The organism is Mycobacterium sp. TY814, assembly GCF_030755175.1.
Classification (GTDB): domain Bacteria; phylum Actinomycetota; class Actinomycetes; order Mycobacteriales; family Mycobacteriaceae; genus Mycobacterium.
On sequence record NZ_JAUFRY010000002.1, the window covers coordinates 883,217 to 898,231 of the forward strand.

Below are 15,015 nucleotides of genomic sequence, written 5' to 3' on the forward strand. Positions count from 1 at the left end.
CTTCACTTCTCCAATACGTCGGGCTGTTGCAGTAGTTCGTTGACGGCGGCCAGGAACAGGGCACCGCGATGCCCGTCGCTGGCGCGGTGATCGGCGGCCAGGGTGCCCTGCACGGCGTTGACGACCCGGATTCCGCCGTCGATGACGCAGACGCGCTGGGTGGTCTTGCCGAAGCCCACCAGGGCGACCTGCGGCGGGTAAATCACGCCGAACACGGTGTCGACGCCCTGGTCGCCCAGGTTGGTGACGGTGATCGTGGGGTCGGACATCTCCGAGCTGCGCAGTGAGCCGGCGCGCGCCCGCGCCACCAGATCGGTGAGGTCGTTCATCAACTCGTCGAGTTTCTTCTCGGCGACGTCGTGAATGGCGGGTGCGACCAGACCTCCGCCGCGCAACGAGATGGCGACACCGACATGGACGGCGGGGGCCGGTTGGTAGCCGCTATCGCGCCAGAAACCGCTGAACTCCTGGAAACGCTGTGCGGCCAGGGCGACCGCCTTGAGTTGCAGGACGGCCGGCAGTACCCGTTCGGTGATGGGCCGCTGCGCATTTCGTGCCGTGAGCCACGTCAACGCGGTGTCCATCAGGATCTCGTCGGCCAGGTAGTAGTGCGGAATCTCGCGCTTGGACCGGCTCATGGCGGCCGCGATCGACTGGCGCATGGCGGCGCCGCGCTCGGCCATCGACATGCGTTCGCCCGCGGGCTTCGGTGCGGGTTTCTTGACCGGTTGCCGGGTGGCGGCGGCGTGCTCGACGTCGATGATCGTCACCGCACCTCCCGGACCGGTACCGCTAACCGCGTCGAGGTCGACGCTCAGGTTCGCCGCCAGCCGCCGCGCGGCGGGGGAGACCCAGCGGCGGTGTTGCGGGCCGCTGGGCCGTGCCGGAGCCGGGCCGGTGGGCGGCGCCGGCGCTGCGGCGGCCGGCTGGGGGGCTTTGCGCGGCGCTTTCGGGGCGCGTTTGGGAGCCGCCTTCTTCGGTGCCTTCTTGACGGGAGCCGCGGGAGTCTCGCCCGCCTCCACCAGCGTGGCCAACACCGTTCCCACTTCCACGGTGTCGCCGACCGGGACCACCAGCTCGTCGATGGTGCCCTCCTGCCAGCACTCGATCTCCACCGCGGCCTTCGTGGTTTCGATGACGGCGACGACCTGGCCGCGGGTCACCTTGTCACCGGGCTTGACCAGCCACTCGTTGAGCGTGCCTTCGTCCATGTCGGAGCCCAGCGCGGGCATCCTGAACTCGATCATGAGCGATCTCCGAACAGGTCATGCACGGCGGCGACGATCTTGTGTGGCTGCGGAAGTGCTGCTTCCTCAAGGTGTTTCGCGTACGGGATGGGTACCTCTTCGCTGCAGACCCGGCCGACCGGCGCGTCCAGATCGTAGAACGCCCCCTCCATGATCTGTGCGGAGACCTCGGCCGCCAAACTGCCGCTGCGCCAAGCCTCGTCGATCGCGACGGCGCGGTGAGTCTTACGGACCGACTCCAGGATCGTTTCGGTGTCCAGCGGCCGCAGCACCCGCAGATCCACCACCTCGCAGTCGATTCCGGCCAGGGACAGCTCGTTCGCCGCGTCCAGTGCCTTGCCCACGCAGCCGCCGTAGGCGATCAGAGTGACGTCGCTGCCCTCCCGGCGTACTGCCGCCCGGGTGATGTCCGTGGGCTCCAGCGTGTCGATGTCGGTGGAGGTGTTGTAGAGCTGGACGTGCTCGAAGATGACCACCGGATCCGGGTCGGCCAGGGCCGGTCCCAGCATGCCGTAGGCGTCCTCGACGGTCGCCGGTGCCAGCACCTTGATGCCCGGAATGTGGGCATACCACGGTTCCAGGCTGTGCGAATGCTGCGCGGCGAGTTGCCGCCCGGCCCCGGTGGCCATCCGCACCACGATCGGTACCGAGAACTGGCCGCCGGACATATGACGAAGTGCCGCAGCGGTATTGACGATCTGATCGAGCGCCAGCAGGCTGAAGTTCACGGTCATGACTTCGACGATGGGGCGTAATCCGTTGAGGGCGGCGCCGATACCGATGCCGACGAAACCGAGTTCGGAGAGCGGGGTGTCACGCACCCGGTCCTCACCGAATTCCTCCAGCAACCCTTTGGATGCGGCGTAGGTCCCGCCGTAGCGTCCCACGTCCTCACCCATCAGGACCACGCGGGAGTCGTCGCGCAACGCGTCGCGGATCGCGTCGTGAACGGCGGTGCGGTAGGTCGTCTTCATCGCGCCGCCTCCACTGGGGTGAGCACGTCGCGGGCCAGATCGGCCACGTCTTCCCGGGTTCCGGCATCGGCGTAGGCCACCGCGTCGGCGATCTCGGCGGCGGCCGCCGCTTCGATGTCAGCCACGTCGGAATCGGTGATCAGGCCGTCGCGTCGCCGTCGCTTGACGAACATGTCGATGGGGTCCTTGTCGCGCCACTGCTCCACTTCGACCTTGTCCCGGTACAACTCCGGGTCGAACATCGAGTGGGCGCGGAACCGGTAGGTGCGGAACTCGATGAAAAACGGCCCACCGGTGCTGCGCACGTGGTCCACGCCTTTGCGGGTGGCCTCGTAGCATGCCTCGACGTCCATCCCGTCCACCGCCAGCGCATCGACGCGGTAGGCCGCCGCCTTGGCGGTGAGGTCGGTCTGGGACTGCGCGCGATCCAGCGCGGTCCCCATCGCGTAAAGGTTGTTCTCACACAGGAACAGCACCGGCAGGTTCCACAACACGGCCATGTTCAACGACTCGTGGAAGGCGCCCTCGGCCACCGCTCCGTCACCGAAATAGCACGCGGTCACGCGGTTGCGTTTCAGCATGGCGTCGGCCAGCGCGATGCCCACCGCCAGCGGCAGCCCGCCGGCGACGATCGCGTTGCCGCCGTAGAAGTGCCGGGATGCGTCGAACAGGTGCATGGACCCGCCGCGACCGCGGGAGCAGCCTTCCTGCTTGCCGAACATCTCGGCCATGATCCTGGTCATCGGGATGCCGCGCAGCAGTGCATGCGCATGCTCACGATAGGTCGCCACCACCGCGTCGTCGTCGGTCAACGCCCGCAGCGAGCCCGCCGCCACGGCTTCCTCACCGACGTAGAGGTGCAGGAAGCCGCGAATCTTGGCCGCGCTGTAGAGCTCCGCGCATTTCTCTTCCATGCGGCGTACCCGGATCATGTCCGACAGCAGCGAATGCGTCAGGTCCTTCTCTGTCACAACGACGCTCCTTGAGGTTGGTGGTGCTGCGGTTGTTCGATCGTGGAGGTGTCGCCTTCGGGCAGCCCGAGTTCGCGGGCCTTGAGCAAGCGCCGCAGGATCTTGCCGCTGCTGGTGTGCGGCAGCGAGTCGGCGAACTCGATCTCTTTGGGCGCCACGGCAGGTCCGAGACGCTTGCGGGCATGACCGAGCAGCTGCAACCGGAGCTCCTCGCTGGCCTGGTAGCCGTCCTTGAGGGTGACGAAGGCTTTGATGACCGAGCCGACCGTCGGGTCCGGTTTGCCGATGACGGCGGCCTCGGCCACCGCCGGATGGTCGGTCAGTGCGCTTTCCACCTCGAACGGGCCGATCAGGTGCCCGGCCGACTTGATCACGTCGTCTTTGCGGCCGACGAACCAGAAGTAGCCGTCGGCGTCCCGCTTGGCCAGGTCGCCGGTGAGATAAAGCCCGTTGCTGAAGCACTTTCGGTATCTCTCGTCGGCGTGCAGATAGCCGCGGAACATCGACGGCCACCCTGGTGTGAGGGCCAGTTCGCCTTCGACATCCGGTTCAGCAATCACGGTGACGGCGCCTTCGTCGCTAGCGTCGTCGTTGTCGCGCACGATGCAGGCCTCGACCCCGGGCAGCGGCCGGCCCATCGACCCCGGCTTGATGTCGAACGCGGGCGTGTTGGCGATCATGATGCCGCCCGTCTCGGTCTGCCACCAATTGTCGTGAATCGGCAAGCCCAGCACCTGTTTTCCCCACCACACGGCTTCAGGGTTGAGCGGTTCGCCCACACTGGCGATGAACCGCAGGTGCGGAAAACTGAAGCGGGCCGGCAGTTCCGGACCGGCCTTGATCAGCATCCTGATACCGGTCGGCGCGGTGTACCAGACCGAAACCCGTTCGTCCTGCAGGATCCGGTACCAGCGCTCGGCGTCGAATTCGGCCTGGTCGATGATGGACGTCACCCCGTGCAACAGCGGGCTGATGATCCCGTAGGACGTTCCGGTGACCCAGCCGGGATCCGCAGTGCACCAATAGATGTCATCGGGGTGGAGATCGAGCGCGTACAACCCCGTGACGTAGTGCATGGTGACGGCGCCGTGGACGTGGATCGCGCCTTTGGGTGTGCCCGTGGTCCCGCTGGTGAAGTGCAGCAGAGCCGGGTCGTCGGCCGTCGTCGGCTCGACGGGGGCGTTGGCGTCGGCGGCGTTCATGCAGTGCCAGAAGTCCAGCGTTCCCGAGGGCGGCTCCCCGTGCGTGCCGTCGTCCACCACGATGACGTGTCGCACCGAGGTCAGCCGGCTGTGGATCTTGGCGATCTTGCGCTGATAGATCGCCTTGGTGGTCACCAGCACGGTGGCCTGCCCGATGTCCACGCGGGTGGCGATCGGTTCGGGCCCGAAGGCGGAGAACAGCGGTGAGACCACGCTGCCGTTTCGCAGCGCGCCCAGCATCGTGATGTACAGCTCGGGGATGCGGCCCATGATGGCGAAGACCCGGTCGCCCTTGCCGATGCCCAGAGCGCGCAGCACACCGGTGAACCGGGTCACCCGGTCACTCAACTCGGCATAGGTCAGGTCGTGCGCCGCATCCTCGGTGAGGAAGCGAAGTGCGGTGCGGGCGCCGGCGGGTCCGCTCGCGTGCCGGTCGACGGCGGCATAGGCGATGTTGCATTTCCCTTCGCCCATTCCCTCGCACAGTTTCGGCACATCGGTCCAGTGGAAGTTCGCCCGGGCCTGGTCGTAGTCGGCGAGATTGGGCTGGACGCGGTAGTCGCGGGGGGTCTTGTGAATCACATCCATGTGCGGGTCCTCATCCCCAGGGTGTTGGCTCCTCAAGCCTGTTGCGCCAACCCCGGGCGCAATAGGGAACAAGGTCACCGATCACCCCGGCCGGACGTCGCTTACCGGTGTCCTGTGACGCGACGATGGTGACCAAGGACCCTGGCATCGGACTGTCTGGTGGCGCAGGGTCGTACAAGGAGCAGGACGCGGAGCAGGACCTCGTACTCAAAGCAGAAAGGTGGGTGCGATGACCCGAACGCTGGTCGAGACCGCGGTGATCACGAACGCCCTGGAATTGGCATGCCACGCTCCTTCGCTGCACAACACCCAGCCGTGGCGGTGGGTGGTCCAGGGTGCCGGCGTCGACCTGTTCGTCGACCGGGAACGCATCGTGACCTCCACCGACGGGTCGGGCCGGGAGGCCGTCCTGAGCTGTGGCGCCGCCCTCGACCACCTCCGCGTCGCGATGGCCGCCGTCGGATGGGAGACCCACGTCGACGCGTTCCCCAACCCGAACAACCTCGATCACCTGGTTTCGGCCGACTTCACGCCGATGGCATATGTCGGGCGGGCCCGGCGCGACCGCGCGGACGCCATCACGGTTCGCCGCACCGACCGGCGCCCGTTCCGTGCTCCCAATGATTGGCCGTCGCTGCAGCCGCTGTTGCGCAACTGTGTCAACCAGGATCTAGTGGGGCTGGAGGTGTTGGGCGATGACGCGCGCCCGCGGCTGGCGGAGGCCACTCGGCTCAGCGAGGCGCTGCGCCGCTACGACGACAGCTACCACCACGAATTAAGTTGGTGGACAGCGCCTTCCAGAGAAAATGAGGGTATCCCGCAGGCTGCTCTGGTGTCAGGCGCCGAAGCCCGGGGCGTCGGTGTGAACCGGGAGTTCCCCACCGAAGGCGACACCGAGCACGCCGTCAGACACGATCAGGCCAAGATTGTGCTGCTGTGGACGCCTGCGAACACCCGCGCCGATGCGCTCAGCTGCGGGGAGGCGCTCTCCGCCGTCCTCCTGGAATGCACCATGGCCGGACTGGCTACCTGCCCGATCACGCACGCGACGGAGCTGGAGCCCGGTCGTGCCATCCTGCGCGAGCTCACCGGCGGTCGCGCGTCCGTTCCGCAGGTTCTGATTCGAGTCGGCATCGCACCATCGGGTCCGATACCCGCGGCGACCCCGCGGCGCCCCCTGGGTGAGGTGCTCGAGGTCGTCGGCTGAGCCGGACAAATGGCTTCTGTACACCTCAGGCCGGGACTTCGGTCCCTACCGACGGTGCCGGGGGATTGGTCGAATGAAGCATTGCCATCGAGGAATGTGTGCCTCGCAGGGTGATCTGAGTATCAGAGGAGTACGTCATGACCAGTGCAGCCGAGGCCTCGCGGCCCGCACCGCGGCGGGTGTTCCGGGACCGCCGTGAAGCCGGCCAGGTGCTGGCCAACCTGTTGGGCGACTACCGCGACAACCCGAACGTGATCGTGCTGGGCCTGGCACGCGGCGGTCTGCCCGTGGCGTGGGAGGTGGCGGCGGCGCTGCACGCCCCGCTGGACGCGTTCATCGTGCGCAAGCTCGGCGCCCCGGGGCACGAGGAATTCGCCATCGGCGCCCTGGCCAGTGGCGGTCGTGTCGTGGTGAACGACGACGTGCTGCGGGGACTGCGGATCACCTCCGCGCAGCTGCGCGACATCGTCGAGCGGGAGGGCCGCGAACTGGTCCGCCGCGAGGCCGCCTATCGTGGCGGTCGCCCGCCGGTAGAGGTGGCCGGCCGGACGGTGATCCTCGTCGACGACGGGTTGGCCACCGGCGCAAGCATGTTCGCGGCCGTTCAGGCGTTGCGCGACGCCGAGCCGGCCCACATCGTGATTGCGGTGCCCGCCGCCCCGGAATCGACCTGCCGGGAATTCGCCAGTCTGGTCGACGAAGTGGTCTGCGCCTCGATGCCCACGCCTTTCCTCGCTGTCGGAGAGTCATTCTGGGACTTCCGCCAGGTCAGCGACGAAGAGGTGCGCGAACTGCTGGCCAAGCCCACCACGGGGCTGGCCCTGGTCAAACCCGTCGTCCCGACGGCGGCCGAGCTGATCGCTGACGTGGCCATCGATGCGCCGCAGGGCATTCCGCCGCGCGACGTTCTCGACGCGATCGTCGGTGACGCACGGATCGTCCTGATCGGTGAGAGCTCCCACGGCACCCACGAGTTCTACGAGGCGCGCTCGGAGATCACGAAGTGGCTGATCGAGGAGAAGGGCTTCTGTGCCGTTGCGGCCGAGGCGGATTGGCCCGACGCCTACCGGGTGAACCGTTACGTGCGCGGCCTGGGCAAAGACACGACGGCCGAGCAGGCGCTCAGCGGTTTCGAGCGCTTCCCGGGGTGGATGTGGCGCAACACCGTCGTTCGCGACTTCGCCGACTGGCTGCGCGAGCACAACAGGGGCGCGCAGCGGCAGGCCGGGTTCTACGGTCTGGATCTCTACAGCCTGCACCGGTCGATGCACGAGGTGATCACCTACCTCGACACGGTCGATCCCGCGGCGGCGGCCCGCGCACGGGTCCGGTACGCGTGCTTCGACCACCCCGCCGGTGACGACGGGCAGGCATACGGTTACAAGGCGGCATTCGGTGCCGGCCCGAAATGCGAGCACCAGGCGATCGAGCAGTTGGTGGAGCTGCACCGCAACGCGCTGGACTATTTGCGCGCCGATGGCCTGCTCGCCGAAGACGAGCTGTTCTATGCCCAGCAGAACGCGCAGACGGTCCGCGACGCGGAGGTCTACTACCGTTCGATGTTCAGCGGCCGGGTGTCCTCCTGGAATCTGCGCGACAAGCACATGGCGCAGACCCTGGAAGCGCTGCTGCAGCACCTGGACCGCCACGACGGCCCGCCGGCACGAATTGTGGTGTGGGCGCACAACTCCCATGTCGGTGACGCGACCGCCACGGAGGTGTGGGCCGATGGCCAGCTCACCCTCGGGCAGCTGGCCCGGCAGCGCTACCACAGCGAGGCGCGCCTGATCGGCCTGAGCACCTACACGGGCACGGTCACCGCGGCCAGCGAATGGGGCGGCATCGCCGAACGCAAGGTGGTCCGGCCGGCGCTGCCCGGCAGCGTCGAAGAGCTGTTCCACCAGACCGGCAAGGACGCGTTCCTGGTGTCGGCGCGGATCAACGAGAAGGCAGCCGAACCGTTGTCGGCCGTCCGGCTGGGCCGCGCGATCGGTGTCATCTATCAGCCCGCGACCGAACGGCAGAGCCATTACTTCCACGTCCGGCCCGGCGATCAATTCGATGCGATGATTCACATCGACACGACCCATGCGCTGGAGCCGCTCGAGACGACAAGCGTATGGATCGCCGGCGAGACGCCGGAGACCTATCCCAGTGGTCTCTAGCCCCACCACAGTCCACCCTGACGAGCGGAGTTGAGGATGCACGCCGGTTTCACACCGGGGCTACCGCGGATCGTCACCTTGACGATGAATCCCGCGCTCGACATCACCACCAGCGTGGAGGTGGTGCAACCTACCAGTAAATTGCGTTGCAGCGCAACGCGTTACGACCCGGGCGGCGGCGGGGTGAACGTGGCGCGGATAGCCCACGTGCTCGGTGGTTCGGCGTTCGCGGTGTTGCCGTCGGGCGGGTCGCATGGGGGCCTGCTGACCAGGTTGCTCAGCGATGCGGGTGTGCCCTTCGGTGAAATCCCGATCGCCGGTGCCACCCGGGAAAGCTTCACCGTCAACGAGACCAGCACCGGACGGCAGTTCCGGTTCGTCCTGCCCGGGCCGGTGCTGACCCAGGCCGAACAGGACCGATGCCTGCAGGAGCTGCGGATGGCCGCACGCTCCGCGGACTTCGTGGTGGCCAGTGGCAGCCTGCCGCCGGGTGTGCCCGCCGACTTTTATCAGCGGGTGGCCGACGTCGCGCGCGACGTGGGCGCCCGCCTCATCCTCGACACCTCCGGTGGCGGGCTGCGGGGCGTCTCGTCAGGGATCTACCTGCTCAAGGCGAGCGTGCGGGAGTTGCGCGAATGTGTGGGACGCGAGCTGGCCACCGAGGCAGAACAGATCGGCGCCGCACGCGAACTCGTGGACAGCGGACGCGCGGAGGTGGTGGTGGTGTCGCTGGGTTCGGCGGGTGCACTGCTGGCGACCCGGCACAGCTGTCAGCGCTTTGCCGCGGTCCCGATGGAAGGCGGCAGCGGCGTGGGTGCCGGTGATGCGATGGTCGCGGCCATTGCGGTCGGCCTGACCCGCGGGTGGCCACTCGCCAAATCCGTGCGATTGGGGATCGCCGCGGGTGCGGCGATGTTGTTGACGCCCGGCACCGCGGTATGCGAGCGCTCGGACGTGGACCGGCTTTTCGAGTTGACCGCCGAGCCTGACGAGGTGGGCGACGGGACGAAGGGCATTGCAAACTCAGGCCCTACGACCCCTGCAGAAACGGCTGACCGCGCCATAGATTGATGGTGAGCGAAAGTCAGGAGCTGACATGAACCAGCTGGACGCGAAGTCGGTGGTGGTGGGTGTCAACGGCTCCCAAGCCGCGGTCAACGCCGCCAAATGGGCGATCGACGAGGCGCTGAGCCGCCAGATGCCGCTTCGCCTGGCCTACGTGATCACGGGTTCCGGCAAGGACGCGGGTGCGGCGTCCGAATGGGATCTCGAACGCGCCGAAATGGTGCTGTCGCAGGCGGAAAGCGCGGTCCTCAGCGAGGCGCGGGCCCAAGAGAAGCCGGTCGAGATCGAAACCGCCATCCTCTCCGGTGACCCGGCGCAGGCCCTGATCAACACCTCACACGACGCGGCCCTGGTATGCGTGGGTACGTCGCGGCGCGGATGGGCCGCCGACGGCCTGCTGGGCCCCACGGCCGCCGCGCTCGTCACCCATGCGCACTGCCCGGTCGCGGTCATCCGCACCAACCCCGACGGCACGCCCACCCAGGTGGGCGTGATCGCGGTCGTCCTCAACGACGACCCCGACAACGACGAAGTGGTCCGCCTGGCCATGGAGGAAGGCCGACGCCGGCACGCGATCGTGCGCCAGATCGACCGCCGCCTGGACAGCTGGGTTCGCCGCTATCCCGACGTGCCCGTCCAGATCGTGGCCTCCGGCACCGGCGCCAGGTCCGTCGAGAACCACAGTCGCGCAATCGATCTGGCCGTCGTCGGGGAGTCCGAGGCGGCCGGGCTGCCCGGACTGGAGACCCCGAACTGCCATCCGATTCTCGGGTATCCGGATTGCTCGGTGCTGCTGGTCCGGCACTGACACAGCGCGCCTGAATCCTCTTCCGCGACCCGTGGCGGCCGCGGCCCGTGGCGATCTATCCGACTTGGATCGTGCTGCCGGGCAGCAGCCGGTGAATCCGGCCCCGGCACTCGACGTCGATGGGTCCCGCTCCGCCGGATTCCGCGGTCAGGGTCGCGCTGCGCCCGCTGATCTGCAGATGCAGGCGGTGACCGCGGTACCCGAACGGAAACTCGATCGGCCCAAGCCCTTCCGGCCACTGCGGGCTGAGGATCAGCCGGTCGTCGCGCGTTTCCAGCCCGGTGAAGCAGCGCTGCAGCAGATCGATGCTGCCCGCCATCGCCGCCAGGTGGATGCCTTCCGCGGTGGTTCCGCCCTGGATGTCGGTGACATCGGAATCGAGCACCTGCTGGAAGTACTCCAGAGCGTTGGCGCGGTTGGCGCGCGCCAGCACCCAGGAGTGCACGACGGCGCTCAACGTCGAACCGTCGGAGGTACGGGCAAGGTAGTAGTCGACCGTTCGGGGGATCTGCTCGGGCGCGAAGTGGTAGCCGAGCCGGCCGAACAGGCCGAGCAACTCTTCTGACGACAGCAGGTAGAACAACATCAGCGCGTCGGCCTGCTTGGACGCCTTGTAGTTGTTGACGCTGTCGTTCTCGGCTTCCAGGATGCGGTCGAGTCGCTGGATGTTGTCGTACCGCTGCCGATATCCCTCCCAATCCAGTTCGGCCAGTTCGGCATAACCTTCGAACTGGCTGATGACGCCGTCGTGGAACGGCACGAACATGCGCCGGCTCACGTGGTCCCAGCGCTCCCGCTCCTGAGTGGTCAGGCCGAGCTTGGCGACGAGTTCGAGGCGGTCGCGCAGTGGCAGCAGGTCCAGTGCCTCCATCGCCCGCAGGATGACCCAGACCGCCATCACGTTGGTGTATGCGTTGTTGTCGATCCCGTCGTATTCCCGTCCCGGATAACCGGAATGGAACTCGTCCGGCCCGATGATGCCGCGGATCGTGTAGCGGCCGAGGCCGGTGTCGAAGTTGGCCAGGCCCACGAAGAATCGCGCGATCTCGGCCAGCATCTCGGCGCCGTAGTCGACCAGAAACTGGCGGTCACCGCTGACCTGGTAGTTCTGCCAGGTGTTGTAGGCGACCGCGAGCCCGACGTGGTGTGCCCGCGCACTGGCGTCGGGTACCCAGCGCCCCGACTGGGGATTGAGATGCACTTCCTGGCTGACTTCGCGTCCGTCGCTGCCCGACTGCCAGGGGAACATGGCGCCGAGATGGCCGGCGCGGTGCGCCGCCCGGCGGGCTTGCGGCAACCGCCGGTACCGGTACAGCAGCAGCGACCGCGACACGTTGGACATGCGCAGGCTCAGCACCGGAGAGATGAACAACGAGTCCCAGAACACGTGCCCGCGGTAGGCCTCGCCGTGCAGCCCGCGCGCCGGAACCCCGGCGTCGAGTTCGGCGGTGTGCGGTGAGATGGTCTGCAGCACATGCACCTGATGCAGCCGCAAGACCCGCAGCGCGTCGTCGCTGTCGGACAGCCCGACGTTGCACTGCTCCCACAACCGCGCCCACGCGCGCGCGTGCGCCCGGTGCAGTTCGGCGTAGCGTCCGGCGGCGTCGAGGCTTTCCGCCGCGGCCGCGGACGGCTCGGCGATGGCGGCATCCCGGCCGGTGAAGATGGTGGCGATCTTTTCCAGCGTCACCGGCTGACCGGCGGACACCGCGACTTCGATGTGTTGGCCGCCGCGGTTGTGCTCGCGAATCATGGTGTACTGCGCGTCGGCCGGGCTCATCGCATCGCTGCCCTGCCACACCGTGCTGCGGGCGGCGAGTGCGATCGCGATGCGGGACTGCGATGTCTCGGTGCGCAGCACCACGCCGTGCGGCGCGACGTCGTGCATCACTGCCTCGGTCAGGTGCGCGCTGGACAACGGCTTGTAGCGATCGACCATCGTGTTGCGTACGGTGGCGTCCAGCAGAGACTCGAACTCGACTGTGCCGGACCAATTTTCCGGATACACGGTGGCCTTCATCACCAGCACGTGCGGATCGTGCATGGAGGCGAAGCGTTGCTGGTCCAGGGTCGTGATCCGGCCGGCGGCATCCTGGAAGCGGACCTTCCGGGACAAGGTGGCGTGGCGTAGGTCGAACACCTGCCGGTAGGAGAGGATGTCGGCCTGGTCGATGTCGAACCACGGTCCGCCGTCGATCCGCAGGGTCAGGGACAGCCAGTTGGGCAGGTTGACCAGGCTCTCGTTCTCGATGGTCCGGCCCGCGATCTGGTCTTCCAGGATGTTGTAGACCCCGGTCGCGTAGGTGCCGGGGTAGTGGTGCTGTGACGCGGTGGCCTCGGCGGCGCAGCCGCGGGTGGCGACATAGCCGTTGCCCACGGTGCACAACGTTTCGCGCAGCCGCTCGGCGGCCGGGTCGTAGTGGTCGTAGACGAGTTCCCACGCGTCGTTGGGCGCCTCCGACTCCTCGCTGAGGTCGTTGGCCAGCCGGTGCAGGAATTCGGTGACGGCAGCCGGACTTTCGAGGCTGAACGTCGCGGCCGACGGCCGGTCGCCACCCTCGAGGTGGCGCACCGCGATCCCGACCCCGTCGAAGCGAATCGCGTCGAATGCGTCTTCGTCGCTGATGTCGTCCCCGATGAAGATCGGCAATGTCGTGGTCGACGCTGAATCCTGGTGATCCGCAAGGCGTTCCAGAACCCAGTGCAGCGTCTTGCCTTTGTCCCAGGACACGTTCGGCCGCAACTCGACCAACTTGCGTCCGGTCGTGACGTGCAGCCCAACCGAACGCCCGAGCCGGCGTACCGCCGCGATCACCCGGTCGACGTCCTGCGGATCGGCGTTGCGGTAGTGCACCGCCACCGCATAGCGCTTGCGTTCCACGATCGTGCCGGGGATGTCTTTGAGCTCCTCTGCCAGATGCGTTGCGGCACGAACCAATGCGCTGATCGACCCGGCAGCCTCGCCGTTCTGGTGCAGCGTGCCGTCGGGCGCGACGAGTTCGAAGCCGTGGCTGCCGGCGAACCACAACCCCTCGACGTCGACGCGGGCCCGAAGGTCGGCAAGGTCGCGGCCGCTGATCACCGCCACCGGACACTGCCGCGTCAGTGCCCGCAACGCCGCGGCGGCGCCGGGCACCAGCTTCGCCGACTCCGGCTGACCGACGATGTCGGACAATGTGCCGTCGAAGTCGACGAAGATCACCGGTTGGCGAGCGGTGACGAGCTCCTCGAGCTGGCTGTAGACCTGCAGGGCGTCGGTGATGGCCGAAATCACCGCGTCGGCATTGCGCACCGAGATTTCGGCGAGGTCGGCGATAACGGCGTCGGCTCCGCGGGAGGTGAGTTCCTCCCCGCCGTGGTCGAGCCCGATCACCAGACTGAAACCGGCGGCGCAGGCGTCTTCGACGGCCGCCGGATCGTGCTCGATCACCGCGCACCGGTCCGGGCGAACCTTCAGCCGGGCCGCTGTCCGGGTCAGCACCGAGGAGTCGTGTTCATCGGCGAACTCGATCGCGTCGACCTCGCCGAGGTCGTCGATGACACCCTCGGACAGCTGCGCACCGCCCCGGGTGGTGGAGTAGACCGCCGTACCGATGCCCGCGTCGCGCAGCCGGCGCAGCAGCGGCCCCGTGGAATCGGAGGCGCGGAAGCCGCCCGAAACCGCCGCGGACAGCACCCCGTCGAGGTTCAGGATCACCGCATCGTGAAAACGCCGGTCAATGGTGGCGGGCCAGTCGGTCACGTCAGTGACGATGCCACAGCGCGAGCTCCAGTTGGCCGCCGAAAAGGCAATGAAGGTCCCACGTCCCTGCACTTGGTGACTAAAGCCCCACGACCCAGGTCGGTTCGGGCAATAGCGTTTTCGGTAACGGAGGGAGAACGAGATGGACGCGCTGGCTGAGCGCCACGGCATCCTCGTCGGCGTCGACGGATCGGAACCATCGAATGCCGCGGTGGTGTGGGCGGCGCGGGAAGCCGTGCTGCGCCACGTCCCCCTCACGCTGATCCACATGGTGACCGCCGCGGTCCCCATGTACCCGGAAATGCCGTTGTCGATGGGCATGGGGATGTGGAGCGACGAGGACGGCCACCGGGTACTGCAACATGCCGTCAAGGTGGCCGAGGACATTATCGGCACCTCCCGGCCCGTTCCGGTCTCCACCGAGTTGAAATGCTCACCGCCGGTTCCGACACTGGTGCGACTGTCCGAGAACGCGGAGCTGATGGTCGTAGGCAGCCACGGCCGCTCGGCAGTGGGGCGGGGACTGCTGGGCTCGGTCAGCTCAGCGGTGATCCGGCGCGCCAACTGCCCCGTCGCGGTGATCCGTGATGAAGACGTGCGGGCGGGCGCTCCGATCGTCGTGGGAATCGACGGATCGCCCGCTTCCGAGCTGGCGACGGCCATCGCGTTCGAAGAAGCCTCCCGGCGCGGAGTCGAGCTGAAAGCGGTGCACGCGTGGAGCGACATCGAAGCAGTCGAATTGCCCGGGCTGGACTGGACCATCTTCAAAGAGGACGCGGATCGCATTCTGGCCGAACGCCTGGCGGGATGGCAGGAGCAGTTTCCCGACGTGACCGTGCACCGCGTGGTGGTGTGTGACCGGCCCGCTCGACAACTCATCAAGCAGGCGGAATCCGCGCAGCTGGTGGTGGTCGGCAGTCACGGGCGCGGCTCGGTCGGCGCCATGCTGTTGGGGTCGGTCAGCAACGCGGTTGTCCACTCCACCCGCACACCGGTTATCGTCGCGCGACCGGTGCAGACCCCGTCCCGGCGACTGACGGCCTGAA

The 15,015-nt window shown here is 67.6% G+C and carries 10 protein-coding genes; 5 read left to right on the top strand and 5 right to left on the bottom strand.

The window, feature by feature from the left end:
* Positions 1–2: 2 nt before the first annotated feature.
* Genes QXH22_RS17585 through acsA form a run of 4 tightly spaced genes read right to left on the bottom strand, consistent with a single transcriptional unit; the run spans position 3 to position 4,982 of the window.
* Positions 3–1,247: a dihydrolipoamide acetyltransferase family protein gene (locus QXH22_RS17585; protein WP_306276468.1), complete on the bottom strand. Its 1,245-nt coding sequence runs from the start codon at positions 1,245–1,247 to the stop codon at positions 3–5.
* Positions 1,244–2,221, bottom strand: coding sequence for an alpha-ketoacid dehydrogenase subunit beta (locus QXH22_RS17590; RefSeq protein WP_306276470.1), 978 nt, complete (start codon positions 2,219–2,221; stop codon positions 1,244–1,246). The genes QXH22_RS17585 and QXH22_RS17590 overlap by 4 nt, the downstream gene beginning before the upstream one ends.
* A complete protein-coding gene (gene pdhA / locus QXH22_RS17595; protein ID WP_371934251.1) occupies positions 2,218–3,192 on the bottom strand; it encodes a pyruvate dehydrogenase (acetyl-transferring) E1 component subunit alpha in 975 nt (324 codons plus the stop codon). Before pdhA ends, QXH22_RS17590 begins: the two co-directional genes overlap by 4 nt.
* A complete protein-coding gene (gene acsA / locus QXH22_RS17600) occupies positions 3,189–4,982 on the bottom strand; it encodes an acetate--CoA ligase (protein ID WP_306276471.1) in 1,794 nt (597 codons plus the stop codon). The genes pdhA and acsA overlap by 4 nt, the downstream gene beginning before the upstream one ends.
* Before the next feature lie 229 nt (positions 4,983–5,211).
* On the opposite strand from acsA, the gene QXH22_RS17605 reads away from it, so the two are divergent.
* From QXH22_RS17605 to QXH22_RS17620, 4 genes are all read left to right on the top strand, one after another.
* Positions 5,212–6,189 (top strand): NAD(P)H nitroreductase, encoded by a 978-nt coding sequence (locus QXH22_RS17605; RefSeq protein ID WP_306276472.1) that lies wholly within the window; start codon positions 5,212–5,214, stop codon positions 6,187–6,189.
* A gap of 137 nt (positions 6,190–6,326) precedes the next feature.
* Positions 6,327–8,354: an erythromycin esterase family protein gene (locus QXH22_RS17610; protein ID WP_306276473.1), complete on the top strand. Its 2,028-nt coding sequence runs from the start codon at positions 6,327–6,329 to the stop codon at positions 8,352–8,354.
* 36 nt (positions 8,355–8,390) lie between these two features.
* A complete protein-coding gene (locus QXH22_RS17615) occupies positions 8,391–9,425 on the top strand; it encodes a 1-phosphofructokinase family hexose kinase (protein WP_306276474.1) in 1,035 nt (344 codons plus the stop codon).
* A 25-nt stretch (positions 9,426–9,450) separates the two neighbouring features.
* Positions 9,451–10,227, top strand: a complete 777-nt coding sequence (locus QXH22_RS17620) for a universal stress protein (protein WP_306276475.1) — start codon at positions 9,451–9,453, stop codon at positions 10,225–10,227.
* 55 nt (positions 10,228–10,282) lie between these two features.
* Here QXH22_RS17620 and otsB read toward each other — a convergent pair whose 3' ends face one another.
* Positions 10,283–13,969, bottom strand: coding sequence for a trehalose-phosphatase (otsB, locus tag QXH22_RS17625; protein ID WP_306276476.1), 3,687 nt, complete (start codon positions 13,967–13,969; stop codon positions 10,283–10,285).
* Between the two features lie 142 nt (positions 13,970–14,111).
* Here otsB and QXH22_RS17630 point away from each other — a divergent pair, with 142 nt between their 5' ends.
* Positions 14,112–15,014, top strand: coding sequence for a universal stress protein (locus QXH22_RS17630; RefSeq protein WP_306276477.1), 903 nt, complete (start codon positions 14,112–14,114; stop codon positions 15,012–15,014).
* Position 15,015 lies beyond the last annotated feature (1 nt).